This is a genomic window from Campylobacter sp. RM16704 (assembly GCF_000816245.1).
Taxonomy (GTDB): Bacteria; Campylobacterota; Campylobacteria; order Campylobacterales; family Campylobacteraceae; genus Campylobacter_D.
Window position 1 is genome coordinate 189902 of sequence record NZ_CP007769.1, and the last position, 16335, is coordinate 206236.

A 16335-nucleotide genomic window follows, 5' to 3' on the forward strand; every position below is an offset into this window, starting at 1 on the left:
CACTACCCAAAATATAAAAATTTCAAAATTATAGCAAGATTTTTTATTTTTTAAAATCTTGCTCCTAACATAAATTCAAATTTGCTTAAATCATCTTTGGATTTTGTATTAAAAGGTTTAGCAAAAACTAAATTTAAAGCTCCTAATGGGGTTAGCCATTCAAATCCAACACCAGTGCTCCATCTTTGGATTTGAGTTAAAGAATTTTCTCCAATAGCACCATAGTCAAAAAATATACTTCCTCTTAGTTTTATCCTATCAAAAATAGGAAAGCTAAGCTCTACAGAATTTGCAAATGCTATGGTACCGCCAGTTTCATCACCCCAATCATTTTTTGGACTAACACTTCTTCTATCAAAACCCCTAATAGTTCCTATACCACCAAGATATAATTTTTCATTAATTGGTAGATAGCCTTGATCCCATACCTTATAAAAACTTGCTTTGTATCGATAAATCAAATCCCATCCTATGAAATCTTCTAATCCTTGATAATAATTAAATTTAGTAACTGAGCTTATAAATTCTTGATCTCCACCTAATCCTGCGTATTCAAGAGAAGTTGATGCGATAAAACCAGATCTTGGCAAATAATAATCATCTGTATTATTAAATATTATTGATGGCGTTAAAGAGCTTTTGTAAGTTTTACCAAGTTTATATCCTTGAGCAATTAAACGATCACTTAAATAGTAAATATCACTTTGTTCAAGATTATAAGTTAAATCTACATTTACGTATCTTCCTAAAGATTTACCAGCACTTATATTAAAGCCGTAATTTCTTTCATCGTAACTATCCCATTCTAGACGATCTGAATATAGTGATCCGCCAAGAGAATAATCACTATCGTTTACTCTAGGATTTCTTAAAGAAACTCTACCTGAAAGCGTATCATCACCTTTATCTATATTTACACTACCTTTCATACCTGAACCTAGTATATTTGCATCAGATAATGAAGCACTTAGTAAAATTCCATCACTAGTTCCATAGCCAATACCACCAGAAATAGCTCCTGTTGAAGCTTCTTTTACCTCTATTATTAAATCAATATGTGTGTCATCTACTCTTTGTTCTTTGATATTTACACTTTCAAAATAAGCAGTTCTTCTTAGTGCATTTCTTGAATCTGTTAAATCGGTTCTATTGTAAAGATTTCCTTCGGTTAAATAAAGCTCTCTACGAATAACTCTATCAACTGTCTTTGTATTACCTGAAATTTCAACATTTCTAATATATACTTTTTCGTTTGGAATTACCTTAAAAATAATTACCGCTTCATGATTTTCTTTATCTTTTTGTATATCAGGTATAACTTGTACAAAAGCATAGCCTAAATCTGCTGTTTTTGTTTCTATTGTTTTTATATCTTCTCTTAATTTTTCTATATTAACTATTTTTCCTATACTAAGCTTGAGATCTTTAGCTAAAACATCGTTTTCTTCATCACTAAAAATAGGATTAAAGATTCTAATGTCTTTGACCTTATAAACTTCACCTTCGTTAATAAAATATGTCAAATCTGCTTGATAAGTATCTGTGTAAGTATTTAAAAATGCAGGTGATACACTAATATCTAGATAACCTTCTTTTAAATATACATCCGAAATTCTTGAACTATCATTTGCAAGATCAAAAATTTTAAGTTTGCCATCATTAAATCCCCACATCCATCCTAGGATTTCTCTTTGTTTATTTGCTATCACAGGTTCTATATCTGAATAACTTAGTTTTTTAGCTCCACTTAAACGCACCTTTTCTATGATAATATTTTCACCACGATTTACAATAAATGTTAGTTTAAGAGAGCTTGAGTTACTCAGTTTTTCACTTTTTATTTCTACTACAGTATCATAAAATCCTTTAGCTTGATAAAAAAGTTTAATTTTTTCTGCTGATTCTTTAGCTGAATTTTCATCATATAAAATTCCAGGTTTTAATCCTACTAAAGATTCTATTTGTTTTCTATCATTACTTGCTATACCCTGAATGTCAATTTTTCCAATAGATGGTTTTTCTACTACTTTAAAAATTATTACTCCGTTTTTTTCTTCAACAAATATATCTTTAAAATAATTTCTGTCAAAAAGATTTTTAATCGCCATATCTATGCTAGCAGTATCGATTTTTTGTCCTATTTTTAATTTTGAAATCGCAATAGCACTCTCTTTAGAAAGTTGCGATAAACCTTCAAATTTAATATCTTTAATTGTAGTTGCACATAAAGAACTTGAGAGTGCAAAAAAAATAAACCATTTTTTCATCATTTTACCTAAATTTTTATATACAAAAGCGTTATAATACCAAAATATTTTTAACTGATTCTTTTTAAGGAAAATTTATGAAAATAGGCATAGTGGGACTTGGTTTAATAGGCGGATCATTAGGAATTAGTTTAAGAGAAAACAAATTGATAGATTTAGTTTGTGGATATGATATTAATAAAGAATATGAACAAATTGCTTTAGAAAGAAAATTGGTAGATAAAATCGTTGATTTTGAAGCACTAAAAAAATGTGATATAGTCTTTTTAGCTATTCCTGTAAATGCTATTGTAAAAATTTTAAAAGAATTTAAAACCATTTCTAAAGATTGTACTGTAATAGAGCTTGGAAGTACTAAGGAAGAAATTATTAAAAACTTACCACAAAAATTGCAAAAACAATTCATCGCAGCTCATCCTATGGCAGGAACTGAAAATAGTGGACCAAATGCAGCTATAAAGGACTTATATAAAAATGCTGTTTGTGTTTTGTGTGATATACAAAATGCAGATCATATACACCAAAAAAGAGCTATAGAAATTTTTTCTGATTTAGGAATGAAACTTGTGTTTATGGATAGTATTTCACATGATCATCATGCATCTATTATTTCGCATTTGCCTCATGTAATTAGTTTTTCTTTAGCAAATTTTGTTATGAAAGAAGAAAATAAAAAAAATATAGCTCATCTTGGCGGTCCTTCTTTTAAGGATATGTGTAGAATAGCTAAATCTAACCCTCAAATGTGGAGTGGAATTTTTCAACAAAATAAGCAAAATTTATTAAATTCTATTAATCTTTTTCAAAAAGAGCTACAAGAGTGTAAAAAAATGATAGAAAAAAGTGATATTAGCGAACTTGAAAATTGGATTAAAGATGCAAATAAATTAAGAGAAATTTTATAATTTTTTTTACAATTTACTCTTAATTTGCAATTTCATAATATATTTATTATAAAATATAGATTGAAAGTGAATAAATATGATTTTTACGCGTAAAAGATCAAACAAAAAATGGATTGCTATAATTTTTTTAGTAATCTTAACTTTTATAGTATTTGTTTTAAATACGAGTTTATTTGAGAAAAATGCCCCATCAATTCAAACAAAATCAGATATTATTTATAGTAATTTAAATGAACCTATATCAATAGAAATAAATGATGAAAGTGTTTTAAAAGATATTAAAGTAACTTTGTATAAGGCAAATGAGATTAATGGAGAAACTTTAGTTAATGAACATATTAAAGGTAACAAAAAAAATATTCATTTTGACTTAAAATTACCAAAACCAGCTTATAAAGAAAAAATTGATTTTTATAAACTTGTAATTGAAGCAAGAGATAATAGTTTTTGGAATTTTTTCCTAGGAAATCAAGTTATCAAGGAAATAAAAATTATTATAGACACCAAAAGACCTTTAGTAGAAATTTTAGATAATTCTTATCAAATAGAACAAGGTGGCATTGGTAGTGTAGTGTTTAAAGCATTTGATGAGAATTTGCAAGAGGTTTATATTGTAAATAATAAAGATAAGATATATCAGGCAACTCCTTATGTAAAAGAAGGTTATTATGCAGCTTTAGTTCCTTGGGAAGCGACTGAAGAACATTTTAGAGCTTATGTTGTAGCAGTAGATAAGGCAGGAAATATAAACAAACAAAGAATTAGATATTATTTTGCAAATAAAAAATATCGTGTTTCTAATATAAAAGTAAGTGATAGATTTTTAGATGGAAAAATAGAATTTTTAGCCCAACGGTATGCTCCAAAAGATAGAGATTTAAGTAGGCTTGAAAAATTCAAATTTGTAAATGAAGAATTAAGAGCTTTTAATGAAGTGATTATTCATGATATTACTAGTAAAGTTCCTGATACTTTGATTAATAATTTTAAAATTAATCTTTTCAAGCCTTTAAAAAATGGCCAAAAAGTAGCTGATTATGCTGATCATAGATTTTATTCTTATAATAATCAAGCTTTTAGCAGTTCTTATCATATGGGACTTGATTTAGCAAGTATAAAAGAAGCACCTATTGTAAGTAATAATAATGGAGAGGTTGTTTTTGTTCAAGAAAATGGAATTTATGGACTAAATATTATCATATATCATGGATTTGGAATTTATACTCTTTATGGACATTGTACAACAGCTGAAGTAAATGTAGGAGATAAAGTTAGAGCAGGTGATGTGATAGGAACAACTGGAACTACTGGTTTAGCATTAGGTGATCATGTGCATTTTGGAGTATTGGTGCAAGGTGTTGAGGTGCGACCTGAACAATGGCAAGATGCAAAATGGATAAAAGAAAATATCTATAATGTATTAGAAGCAAGTAAAAAAAGAATTTTAAGTGAATAAATATGAATCAGACAACAATAGCAAGAGAAGTTAAAGGTGTTGGTATAGGTTTACATAAGGGTGAACCTATTAATATAAAGTTAGAGCCATTGGAGGCTGGTAATGGTATAGTATTTTACAGAAGTGATTTGGGAATTTCTTATGAAGCAAAACCTGAAAATGTGATTGATACTCAAATGGCTACTGTTATTGGTGATCATAGGGGGTATGTTTCCACTATAGAGCATTTAATGAGTGCTATAAACGCTTATGGAATCGATAATGTGCGTATAGTTTTAAATGCTAATGAGGCTCCTGTGATGGATGGTAGTAGTATAGGTTTTTGTATGATGCTTGAAGAAGCTGGCATAAAAGAGCTTGATGAAGCAAAAAAAATTTTAGTGATTAAAAAAACTATAGAAGTTAAAGAAGGTAATAAATTTGTACGTTTAAGTCCTACTAATATGCCTATTATAAATTATACAATTGAATTTGATAATCCTATCATAGGTAAGCAAAATTATTGTTTTGAATTTAGTAAGGAAAATTATATCAATGAAATTGCAAGAGCAAGAACTTTTGGATTTTTAAAAGATGTTCAAGCTTTAAGAGCTATGAATTTAGGTCTTGGTGGAAGTTTGGAAAATGCAGTTGTAATTGATGATAATCGTATTTTAAATCCTGAAGGATTGCGTTTTAAAGATGAATTTGTACGTCATAAAATTTTAGATGCTATTGGGGATTTAACCCTACTTGGATTTAGAGTTTTTGGAGATTATACCTCTTATGCAGGTTCACATAAACTTAATCATCTTTTAACTAAAGAACTCTTAAAGGATTTTGGAGCATATGAAATAGTAAGCTTAGAAAAAAATACACATAAAATTTATGAAAAGGTTTTTGCATAAAAAAGGTTACTTTACTTTTAAACGCCATAACAAAGCCTTTAATGCTTGGTGTCTATGAAAATGATGAAATATTAGAAATGATTGAGAGTGATTTGAAAGTTAGTGAGATTTTGCCAAAAATTATACAAGATCTACTTTCAAAATATGATTTTGAAGAGCTTATTTATGTGCATGGACCAGGGTCATATATGGGGATAAAAATTTCTTATATTTCTTTTCAAACTTTAGCTATAGTTAAAAGTATTCCTTTAAAAGCTATTAATGCTTTTGAGTTGAATAATAATACTCCCATAGCTGCTAATAAATACTTATGCTTTGTAAAAAAAGAAAATGGTAAAGTTGTTTTAGAAAAAACACAAGCGGGGAATTTTTTTATGCCTCAAAATTTAAAAAATTTAAATTTGAGTAAAGAAAATACACCTTTTTATGTTTTAGATGTAGTTAATTAAGGTAGAAAATGAAAATTTTAGTTCCTGCTACAAGTGCAAATTTAGGTCCTGGTTTTGATTGCTTGGGATTAAGTTTAAAATATTTTAATCAAACAATAGTAGAAAAATCTAATTTTTTTAGCATTAGTATTCATGGTGAAGGCGAAAATAATATCTACCTGAAAAAAAATAATACTTTTGTAAATATTTTTTATGAAATTTATCAAAGACTTATTGGAAGAAAAGATAGCTTTCGTTTTATCTTTCAAAATAATATTCCATTAGCAAGAGGTATGGGAAGTTCTTCTGCTGTAATAGTTGGAGCTATTGCCTGTGCTTATGCATTAAGTGGATTTAAGGTAAATAGAAATATCATTTTAAATGAGGCTTTAAAATATGAAAATCATCCAGATAACATAGCTCCAGCAACTCTTGGTGGATTTGTATGTGCATTAACTTGTAACAATGAAGTTTTAGCTATAAAAAAAGAAATTGATAAAAATTTACAAGCTATTATAACCATTCCCAATGTAGCAATGAATACACAAAAATCAAGGGAGGTTTTAGCCAAAAGAATCAACCTAGAAGATGGAGTTTTTAATCTTTGTCATGCTTCGTTTTTAACAGCGTGTTTTTTAGAAAAAAAATATGACTTGCTAAAATATGCGAGTTTAGATAAATTACACCAAAACCAAAGAATGAAACTTTTACCCGAGCTTTTTGAGGTACAAAAACTAGCTTTAGATAATAATGCTCTTATGAGTACGCTTTCAGGTTCAGGTTCGAGTTTTTTTACTTTAGCTTATAAAGATGATGCAAAAAAAATCAAAGAAAAAATAAAAAATAAATTTGTTAAATTTAGGATTGAGCTTTTAGATTTTGATGATGAAGGCTTTAAAATTTGCTAAAAATTCCAAAAAAAAGATATAATTTTGAAAAATCATATACCCATTAGAATGTGCATTGTTTGTAAAGGTCGTTATGAAAAGCAAAGTTTGCATCAATTTCAAATAAAAAATTCTCAAATTATCACAAAAGTGAAGTTTGGTAGAAGTTTATATATTTGTAATTTATGTTTTGAAAATGACGAAAAGACATTGCAAAAAGCTTTTAAAAGAGCTTGCAAAGGCAATTTTCATGGCAGTATTAATCAGCAGGATTTAAAGGAGATGTTTTTTTATGGCAGATGTAAAAATTAGTGAAATTGCTCAAGAGCTAGGATATACTAGTAAAGAAATTATAGAAAAGGCCAATGAAATAGGCTTAGAAGATATAAAATCCCCTAATAAAAAAGTATCTTCTGAAATTGCTGAAGCAATTTATCAATATGTACAATCAGGTGAAATTTTAGATGTAGTAAAAAAAATTGCAAAACCAAAAAAAGAAAGTGTAACTAAAAAAAATACAAATAAAAAAGAAGAAAAGAAAATTGTAACCAAGAAAGAAACAAAAGCTACTACAAAATCAATACGAGATAAAAAAGAAGAAAAAAAACTTGAAAATTCTATTAAAGAAACATTTTTAGAAGAAACAAGAGAAGATATTAAACTTGATGAAAAACTAGGTTCTAGCATAAATTTAGCTAAAAGAAGAGGTTTGGTTATCGTAAAAAAGAAAAAGGAAGAAAGTAGAGAAATTACAATAGAAAAAGAAGAAAAATCCAATACACAAGTTACTCAAGGCTTGAGTCTTAGCATGATTTTTTCCAACTCTGATTCTGAAGAGAATTTAAAAAGAAAGAAAAAAGAAAAGAAAAATCATCCGGTTGCAAGTAAAAAAGAAAATACTACCAAAATGGATCTTTTAGGAGATAAAGATTTTGCTGAAATTTCATTAGAAGATGATGATATGGTAGTTTTGCCTGATTTTAGTGTAAAAGAAAATAAACCAATTCAAGCGACAAATAAAAAACAACCAAATATTTTAAAACAATCTTTAAATAATTCTATTAATCCTTTTGGTGAAGGTGGTATACAAAGAAGAAATAGAAAAAAACCACCTAAAAAAATAGAAAAAAAAGAAAATGAAACCATTACAAGTGTAAGTATACCTAAAGAAATTCGTGTGTATGAATTTGCTGAAAAACTTGGTAAAAATACAGGCGAGGTTATTTCAAAGCTTTTTATGCTTGGCATGATGACGACTAAAAATGACTTTTTAGATGAGGATGCTATAGAAATTCTTGCTGCAGAATTTGGCGTGGAGATTAATATCATTGATGAAGCTGATGAGTTTGATTATGTAAAAGATTATGATGAAAATCAAACAGAAGAAAATTTAAGCCAAAGAGCTCCAGTTATCACTATCATGGGGCATGTGGATCATGGTAAGACTTCTTTGCTTGATTATATAAGAAAATCACGCATTGCAAGTGGCGAAGCAGGCGGGATCACTCAGCATGTGGGCGCTTACATGGTAGAAAAAAATGGCAGAAAAATAACTTTTATAGATACTCCAGGCCACGAAGCATTTACTGCTATGCGTGCAAGAGGAGCTAGTATAACTGATATTGTTATTATTGTAGTGGCTGCAGACGATGGAGTAAAACCTCAAACTAAAGAAGCGATTAATCATGCAAAAGCAGCTAATGTACCTATCATTATAGCAATCAATAAAATGGATAAAGAAAACGCAAATCCTGATATGGTAAAAACTCAACTAGCAGAAATGGATATAATGCCAGTAGAGTGGGGTGGATCTTATGAATTTGTGCCAGTTTCGGCTAAAAAAGGTGATGGTATAGAGGATTTACTTGAAATTGTATTATTACAAGCTGATATTTTAGAGCTTAAAGCAAATCCAAAAGCACATGCAAAAGCAAGTATTATAGAATCTTCAGTGCAAAAAGGTAGAGGTCCTGTGGCTACTATCATCGTACAAAATGGTACTTTAAGAGTAGGAAATACTGTCGTAGCAGGGGAAGCTTATGGTAAAGTGCGTGCTATGAGTGATGATCAAGGTAAAGCTTTAAAAGAAATAGGCCCAGGTGAGTGTGGTGTGATCATAGGTCTTAGTGAAGTAGCTGATGCGGGAGAAACTTTAATAGCTGTAGATAGTGATAAGCAAGCAAGAGAATACGCTAATAAACGCCATGAATACAACCGCCAAAAAGAATTAAGTAAATCCACTAAAGTAAGTATAGATGAGCTTGGTGCAAAAATTAAAGAAGGCAATTTAAAAGCCCTACCTGTGATCTTAAAAGCAGATGTGCAAGGTTCACTTGAAGCGATTAAGGCTAGTTTGGAAAAACTTAAAAACGATGAGATTAAAGTTAATATCATCCATAGTGGGGTAGGTGGGATTACTCAAAGTGATATAGAGCTTGCAAGTGCTAGTGAAAACTCTATCGTTTTAGGCTTTAATATACGCCCAACCGGTGAAATCAAAGAGCGCGCTAAAGATAAAGGCGTAGAGATAAAAACTTATAATGTTATTTACAATTTGCTTGATGATGTAAAAGCCTTACTAGGTGGTATGATGAGTCCTATCATCTCTGAAGAACAACTCGGTCAAGCTGAAATTCGCCAAGTGATCAATGTGCCAAAACTAGGACAAATCGCAGGTTGTATGGTAACAGAAGGAACTATAAATCGTGGTGCGAAAATCAGGCTCATTAGAGAAGGGGTTGTGGTATTTGAAGGCAATGTAAGCTCACTTAAACGCTTTAAAGATGATGTAAGAGAAGTTGCAAAAGGCTATGAATGCGGTGTTGGCATAGAAGGTTGTAACGATATGAGAGTGGGTGATTATATAGAAAGTTATAAAGAAGTTGAGGAACAAGTAAGCCTATGAACCCAGCTGAAATCAAAAAGCTACGTACGGAAAGTATTTTAAAAGAGCTTATACCAGAAGCTTTAGCAAATTTAGACAATGAAGCTTTAAAAAACTTGTGCGTGGTGGATGTAGAGTGCAAAAAAGGCAGATATGATGCTTTTGTGTATTTAGATAAAATGTTTTTTAACACTCAAGAGCAAGAAATCATACTTAATCAACTCAAAAAAGCCGCCCGTGCTTTGCAAAATTATTGTATGAGTGAGCAAGGATGGTATAGATGTCCGAAATTTCATTTTAAATTTGATGATAGATTAGAGTATCAAAACCATATGGATGCACTTTTTGAAAAGATAAAAAAGGAAAGAAATGAATCTTGAAGCTTTGTGTAAAGAAGCAGGGCTTAGCTTTTATGATGATGAGCTAACAAGTGAAAATGGTAGAAAGATTTATAGAATTTATGTGCAAAAAGAAGGTGGGGTAAATCTTGATGATTGTGCTAGGTTTAGTGAGATTTTATCGCCTATTTTTGATGTAGAGCCACCTGTGGGCGGGGAGTATTTTTTAGAAGTATCAAGCTGTGGGCTTGAAAGAAAACTTAGTAAAATTGAGCATTTTGCAAAAAGCATTAATGAGCTTGTAAAAATCACAACTAGTGAAAAAGAAAAAATCGAGGCAAAAATCATCGCTGTAGATGATGAAAATATCACTTTAGAAAATTTAGAAACTCAAGAAAAAACTACTATAAATTTTAGCGACATAAGAAAAGCTAAAACCTTCATACAATGGTAAAAATTTAGAAATCTAAATTTTTACTTGTCTTTTGTATAATTAAATTTAAACATAAGAATAAAAAAGGTGTATAATGCTTGAAAATAAATATGATTATAAAATCAGTAAAACAGACAAAAATGGCAATGTGTATTATCATTTTCCAAAAGATAGTGATGAATTTAAAGAAGCAGTTGTAAAAAATGGTGGCATGAGTGTGTATGTTTATCAAGATGATAAATTAATAGATGAACTTCATACAAAAAGTCAAGGTTATAAATGGACTTCACCTGTTTTTAATTATTTAAAAACTATGAACAAAAATGGTGAAAGATTTTATAGATATTATAAAAATTGTAAATTTTTTGCAATTGTGGATTAGTCTCCTGATAGTAAATTTATATTTTAGTAAAAGGAATTATTGTGTCTAATGCATTTTTTATTTTTGAAAACAATGTAATGTTTAAAATAAATGTTTTTAAAAAAAGTAATAAAGATGATTTTAGGTATTTTTTAGACGAAAAATCAAATTTGGCTAATTCAACCAAGAGGGATTATTGTGGAACTAAAACAAAAAAATTTTTTCAAAAATTATTTACAAATGGAATTTTATCTTGTGAATGTGAGTTGTATAATTTAGATATAGATTCCTTACAGGCACTCAATTTTTTACTCGATAATATTAAGAATAAAAATAGTGTTTTATATAATATTAATTATGAAAAAAAGAAATTAAATGGAACCCCTAGTGCTTGTATTGCTTGGTATATTAAATTTTTAGAATATAAAAATACTAAAATTTAAATCATTTTTTAATAAAAAATATATTATATTTGTGATTTTATATAATAAAGGATTGTTGATGGAATTTAAGCCAAAAAAAGAATATATATGTAAATTGTTAAGCGATGAGGGGGTTAAATTTGTAATTCCAGAATATCAAAGACCATACAGATGGGATATAGATGAATGCGAAACTCTTTGGAATGATGTTTTGGAGGTATTTGGTGATGGCGAAAGTATTAATGAATATTTTTTAGGATCTATCGTTGCTTATCAAAATAATAATAATGAGCTTGAGATTATAGATGGACAGCAGAGAATTACTACTTTTACACTGTTTTTTAGAGCATTTTATGAGCATTTTCAATCTGAACAAGCTAATGTAAAAATAAGTTATTTGGAAGGTTTTGGTAAATGTGTTTGGGAGTATGATTTAGACAGTGGTTTGGATTATAACAAAAGTCATTTAAGTAGCAGAGTGATTACAGACCGTGATAATGTTATACTAAATGAATTATTAAGAAAAGAGATTAATCTTGAGGATTTACAAAAATCAATCTCAAAATATTCCAAGAATTTTATTTTCTTTTATAATAAATTGCTGGAATTTAAGATAAACAGACCTTTGCAATGGGAAATACTATGTAAAATGTTTTTATCAAAAATACTTTTTATGTTAATTGTGGTATGCGATAGTCAAGAATCTGCTATGACTATATTCAATACTCTAAATTCAAGAGGATTGCCACTATCTAATGCTGATATTTTAAAAGGATATATTTATAAAAGAGTATCACAAAAAAACGAGTTTGCAAGTGAGTGGAAAGAATTAGAAGCAAAAATTGATGAAAGTGATAATATAAAAAATCTAGATTTCTTATTTTTACAATTTATGCATGTAATTCGTGCTGAAAACGAAGATTTTGATACAACAACCCATAGTGTATTAAATTTCTTTACAAAGTCAGATAAAAAAGTATATTATGGTGCAATTGATAATTGGCTTTATAAAGATAATACAATGTATTTTATAAAGTGTCTAGCAAATTTTTGGGATAAGCCTGAAAATTATTTAAGTGATTTATCAAACAAATATATGAAAATTTTAAATTTATTTCAAAATGATTCATGGAAAGCATTTGTTAGTTGCTTGGTTTGGAGAAATAAAGATAATATAGACGACAAAGATAAATTTAGTGAAGAATTTGATAAATATTTACCGATATTAATTCAGTATATTACATTGCCATTTTTAAATGGAAATGCATCAATCAACGTGATTAAAGATATTGTATTTAAAATGAATGTAAAACTTAAAAAGAATGAGAGTTTTCCAGCAAAGCAAAACATGCCTAGCTTTGAAAATTTTATAGAAATAAGTAAAAATTTTGATTCCAGAAAAGCTAAATATATTTTATTTTTATACGCTTATATTTATGATAATTTTGAGCAAAATATAGATTCTGCTTCTTTAGAGGTGGAACATATTTTACCGAAGCAATGGCAAAATGCTAACTTTAATGATTGGTGCGAGCAAACTCACATGGAATATTTAGAAAATATAGGAAATAAAATTTTATTAACAAAAAAAAGCAATATTAAATGTAATGATAATTTTTTTGCTAAAAAACAGATAGAGTATGCTAGTGTTAACAATAAAAATCTAAAAGAAATTTTGGATTTATCAAAACGTGTGAAAAATAATTGGACTAAAGAAGATGTTAATGAAAGGGCAAAAGCGATTTATTCTAAAATTGTAGAATTTTTAAAATAAAATAGCTATCCATAGAGAAGACTCTCTATGGATATTTACGCTAAAATATATTTATGATTTTTTCTGTGCTGTGTATTTTGTTGATATGGTGCATCTCATATATTTTTTGATAAAATGTTTTATGTTTAAAAATACAAAATAGAAGGCAATATGAATCACGAATTTTATATGAATTTAGCCATAGATGAAGCTTGGAAATATCAGCTTTTAACCTACCCAAATCCAGCCGTAGGCTGTGTGATCTTAGATAAAAATGGTAAAATCTTAAGCATAGAAGCACACAAAGAAGCGGGCAAGGCTCATGCAGAGCTTGAAGCAGTGAGTAAAGCCTTAAAAGTACTTAATCCAAATTTAGATTTACCACAAAATGCAAACGATTTGCATGAGTTTATTTGCAAAAATCATCAAGGGTTATTAAAAGGTGCTAGTGCTTATGTGAGCTTAGAGCCTTGCAATCATCAGGGTAAAACCCCGCCTTGTGCGAAACTTTTTAGCGCACTTGGCTTTAGTGAAGTTTTTATCGCCACTAAAGATGAGCATAAACTCGCAAGCGGTGGAGCAGAGTTTTTAAAAAATCAAGGCATAAAAGTTCACATGGGAATTTGTGAGCAAAGAGCCAAAGAGCTTTTAAAGCCTTTTTTAAAATGGCAAAAATCAAGTTTTAAATTTTTTAAACTAGCCCTTTCTTTAAATGGCTCTGCTTATGGTAAAATAGTAAGTTCTAAAGCAAGTAGAACCTATGCTCACGCATTACGCTCAAAGCTTGATTTGCTCGTAGTAGGTGGAGAAACTATAAGACATGATAGGCCTATTTTAGATGCAAGGTTAGTTCAGGCTAAAGCACCAAATTTATGCATACTAAGCCATCAAAATTTAGAAAGTTTTGATCCAAAAATTCCTTTATTTAGTGTGCCTGAAAGAGAAATTTTTACAAACATTCCTAGTGAAGCCAAGTTTATTATGTATGAGGGCGGGGAGAATTTTTTAAAAGCCTTTAAAGATGAGTTAGATATGCTTTTGATTTTTTCAAGTTCAAATTTAAATACCTTTGAAAATGTTAAGTTAGATTTAAAGCTAAAGCCTTTATACAAAGGCTTTTTAGGAAATGATACTTATGGATTTTATGAGATTGTTAAATCTTAGTAGATTTTTTGTGAGCTTACTTGTGTGAAAAATTGCGCTAAAGTGTTAGCAAAAAAGCTAGCACTTTGCTCTTCCAATCGTTTTAAAAACTTATCTATAGCATCTTCTTTTTGCCAGATAGGGTTTTGCACTTTGGCTAGCTTTTCTAGCTCTTTTTTGGCTTGCTCGTAATTGCCTATTTTATCAATGAGTTTTAATTTTAAAGCCTCATTAGCTAAAAACACTTTCGCATCAGCCCATGAGCTTGTTTGGTTTAAGTCTAATTTGCGATTTTTAGCGACAAATTGCGTGAAAAGCTCATAGCTTTGATTAGCTAAATTTTGTAAAAAGTCTTTTTCTTCTGCACTCCATTTTCGCATAAAAGTTCCTGCTTCTTTGTAGCTTCCTGCTTTGATGGTTTGTTCGCTTATGCCAAGTTTTTGTGCAAGGTTGCTTACTTCAAAGCCTTGCATGATTACCCCAATAGATCCTACAAAACTAGCAGGATTAGCAATGATCATATTAGCCCCAACTGCACTTAGGTAACTCCCACTTGCTATGGTCCCACCTGCATATACTACTACAGGTTTTTTAGCTTTAAGATCTTGTATGGCTAAAGCTATTTCCATGCTTGGTGCAAAAGCTCCTCCGGGACTATCTATAAAAAGCAAAACGCCCTTTATGGCTTTATTATCTTTAGCTTTATAAATTTGCTCTAAAAGATTACTCGCATCGCTAATTTCGCCTTTGAGATTAATTTGAGCTAAGTTTGCATTAGAAAGTTTAGCATTATCCCCGCTTGGAGCAAGGATTAAAAATACGATAAATAAAAACACAAAGGTTTTAAAATAAGTGTTGATATAAGAAATGATTTTTCCAATTCCTTTAAAAAATGATTTTATAAGTTGCATTCTTTTCCTTCTATAAACAGTTTTAACACTTCTTTACTTTGCAAAATAAATTGCAAAGGAAGTTGTTTTAAATTTACACTATTTGGTAAAGCAAAAAGACTAAAATCAGCTATTTTACCTTTTTGAATTTGACCTAGATTTAAATTTAAGGCTTTTGCGGCTTTATTAGTCGCCATTAAAAGCAATATTTTAGCAAAATTTTCTAACTCAAAATCATCATGTATAAGCAAATTTGCTCTCATTTCATCAAGCATACTTAAAGAAGTATTTGAGCTTAAGCCATCGGTTCCTAGGTGGATATTAACGCCATTTTTTAAAGCAGATTTTAATTTAAAAGTATTTTTGCTCAAAAGTCTATTAGAAAATGCACAATGTGTGATTGAATGTAAATTTTTATCTAGCAAATCCCATTCTTTAAAATAAACACAATGCGTAAATAAAGTTCTTTGATTTTTAAAAAGTTCCAAAAAGCTTTGTGGGGTGTAAAATGGTATAGGATTTTTACTAAATTTAGCTAAGCTCTTTTTAAATCCACCTTTTTTAAATCTTAGCCAATTATTTTCATGATTACTTTCAAGAAAATGTGTGCTTAATAAATGATTATTTTCTTTAGCAAATTTTATGGCAAATTTAGCAAGTTTTGGGTGTGTTGAGTAAGGTGCATGTACAGAAATTGCAGGGATAAATTTAGAAGTTTTAAAACTCATGCTTTTTTCATAGCGTGTTAAAAATTCTTCTTTTTTAGCAATGATAAAATTTTCATTTGAGCCTAAAATTTCATTAAAAAATATTACCCTAGCTTGTGAATTCACACAAGGGTTTAAATCACCTCCAAAACTTGAAATTTCACCTATAGTAGCAGTGCCACTTTTTAGCATTTTATGGATATTTTGAGAGATTAATTTTTCTTTGGCTTTTTTATTTAGTTGTTCACGGTTATTAAAAATACTATCAAGCCATTTTAAAAAGTCTCCAAAAACTAAATTTCCATTATTTGCACTAAATTCTAAATGTGTATGAGGATTGATGAAAGCAGGTAAAAGTAAAGTATCTTTTGGAGTTGGTATAAGCTTAGCTTGTGGGCAGGATTTTTGTAAATTTTCTAAGGTATCAATTTCTAAAATACTATCGTTAAAAAGAATAGCCTTTTCTTCTAAAATGCTAAATTCATCATCGCAAGTTAATATAATTTTGGGTGCTATTATAAACATTTATATCCTTTAAAAAGGGAAATTGTAGCTAAAATTTATCTTTAAAGTG

16 protein-coding genes are annotated in these 16335 nt (G+C 29.2%); 13 read left to right on the forward strand and 3 right to left on the reverse strand.

What is annotated here, in order from left to right; translation table 11 throughout:
• Positions 1–50: 50 nt before the first annotated feature.
• On the reverse strand, positions 51–2267 hold the full coding sequence (gene bamA, locus CAQ16704_RS01090) for an outer membrane protein assembly factor BamA (RefSeq protein ID WP_039666512.1): 2217 nt from the start codon (positions 2265–2267) through the stop codon (positions 51–53).
• A gap of 77 nt (positions 2268–2344) precedes the next feature.
• Between bamA and CAQ16704_RS01095 the strand changes: the two genes are divergently transcribed.
• The 13 genes from CAQ16704_RS01095 to ribD all read left to right on the forward strand — a co-directional run bounded on the left by CAQ16704_RS01095 (position 2345) and on the right by ribD (position 14185).
• Positions 2345–3172, forward strand: a complete 828-nt coding sequence (locus tag CAQ16704_RS01095; RefSeq protein WP_039666513.1) for a chorismate mutase / prephenate dehydrogenase — start codon at positions 2345–2347, stop codon at positions 3170–3172.
• A gap of 76 nt (positions 3173–3248) precedes the next feature.
• Positions 3249–4628, forward strand: a complete 1380-nt coding sequence (locus tag CAQ16704_RS01100; RefSeq protein WP_039666514.1) for a M23 family metallopeptidase — start codon at positions 3249–3251, stop codon at positions 4626–4628.
• 2 nt (positions 4629–4630) lie between these two features.
• Positions 4631–5515, forward strand: a complete 885-nt coding sequence (gene lpxC / locus CAQ16704_RS01105; RefSeq protein ID WP_039666515.1) for a UDP-3-O-acyl-N-acetylglucosamine deacetylase — start codon at positions 4631–4633, stop codon at positions 5513–5515.
• A gap of 41 nt (positions 5516–5556) precedes the next feature.
• Positions 5557–5964 carry a glycoprotease gene (locus CAQ16704_RS01110; RefSeq protein ID WP_039666516.1) on the forward strand — a complete coding sequence of 136 codons (408 nt, stop codon included), beginning with the start codon at positions 5557–5559 and terminating at the stop codon, positions 5962–5964.
• Positions 5965–5972: 8 nt separating this feature from the next.
• Positions 5973–6851: a homoserine kinase gene (gene thrB, locus CAQ16704_RS01115; protein ID WP_039666517.1), complete on the forward strand. Its 879-nt coding sequence runs from the start codon at positions 5973–5975 to the stop codon at positions 6849–6851.
• Between the two features lie 24 nt (positions 6852–6875).
• Complete coding sequence (locus tag CAQ16704_RS01120) at positions 6876–7142, forward strand: putative nucleic-acid-binding protein (RefSeq protein WP_052244950.1); 267 nt, start codon at positions 6876–6878, stop codon at positions 7140–7142.
• Positions 7123–9735, forward strand: coding sequence for a translation initiation factor IF-2 (gene infB / locus CAQ16704_RS01125; RefSeq protein WP_039666519.1), 2613 nt, complete (start codon positions 7123–7125; stop codon positions 9733–9735). Before CAQ16704_RS01120 ends, infB begins: the two co-directional genes overlap by 20 nt.
• On the forward strand, positions 9732–10094 hold the full coding sequence (gene rbfA, locus CAQ16704_RS01130) for a 30S ribosome-binding factor RbfA (RefSeq protein WP_039666520.1): 363 nt from the start codon (positions 9732–9734) through the stop codon (positions 10092–10094). Before infB ends, rbfA begins: the two co-directional genes overlap by 4 nt.
• Positions 10084–10506, forward strand: coding sequence for a ribosome maturation factor RimP (rimP, locus tag CAQ16704_RS01135; RefSeq protein ID WP_039666521.1), 423 nt, complete (start codon positions 10084–10086; stop codon positions 10504–10506). Before rbfA ends, rimP begins: the two co-directional genes overlap by 11 nt.
• Before the next feature lie 73 nt (positions 10507–10579).
• Positions 10580–10867, forward strand: a complete 288-nt coding sequence (locus CAQ16704_RS01140; protein WP_039666522.1) for a hypothetical protein — start codon at positions 10580–10582, stop codon at positions 10865–10867.
• 41 nt (positions 10868–10908) lie between these two features.
• On the forward strand, positions 10909–11289 hold the full coding sequence (locus CAQ16704_RS01145) for a hypothetical protein (protein ID WP_039666523.1): 381 nt from the start codon (positions 10909–10911) through the stop codon (positions 11287–11289).
• 58 nt (positions 11290–11347) lie between these two features.
• Positions 11348–13042 carry a DUF262 domain-containing protein gene (locus CAQ16704_RS01150; protein ID WP_039666524.1) on the forward strand — a complete coding sequence of 565 codons (1695 nt, stop codon included), beginning with the start codon at positions 11348–11350 and terminating at the stop codon, positions 13040–13042.
• Between the two features lie 150 nt (positions 13043–13192).
• Positions 13193–14185, forward strand: a complete 993-nt coding sequence (gene ribD / locus CAQ16704_RS01155; RefSeq protein WP_039666525.1) for a bifunctional diaminohydroxyphosphoribosylaminopyrimidine deaminase/5-amino-6-(5-phosphoribosylamino)uracil reductase RibD — start codon at positions 13193–13195, stop codon at positions 14183–14185.
• Here the strand turns inward: ribD and sppA are convergent.
• Together sppA and CAQ16704_RS01165 are read right to left on the reverse strand one after the other, a co-directional pair.
• Complete coding sequence (gene sppA, locus CAQ16704_RS01160; protein WP_039666526.1) at positions 14182–15075, reverse strand: signal peptide peptidase SppA; 894 nt, start codon at positions 15073–15075, stop codon at positions 14182–14184. The two genes, ribD and sppA, sit on opposite strands and share 4 nt — an antisense overlap.
• The gene (locus CAQ16704_RS01165; protein WP_039666527.1) at positions 15063–16286 is read right to left on the reverse strand and encodes a metallo-dependent hydrolase, subgroup D; all 1224 of its coding nucleotides are present in this window, start codon (positions 16284–16286) and stop codon (positions 15063–15065) included. The genes sppA and CAQ16704_RS01165 overlap by 13 nt, the downstream gene beginning before the upstream one ends.
• Between the last annotated feature and the right edge of the window lie 49 nt (positions 16287–16335).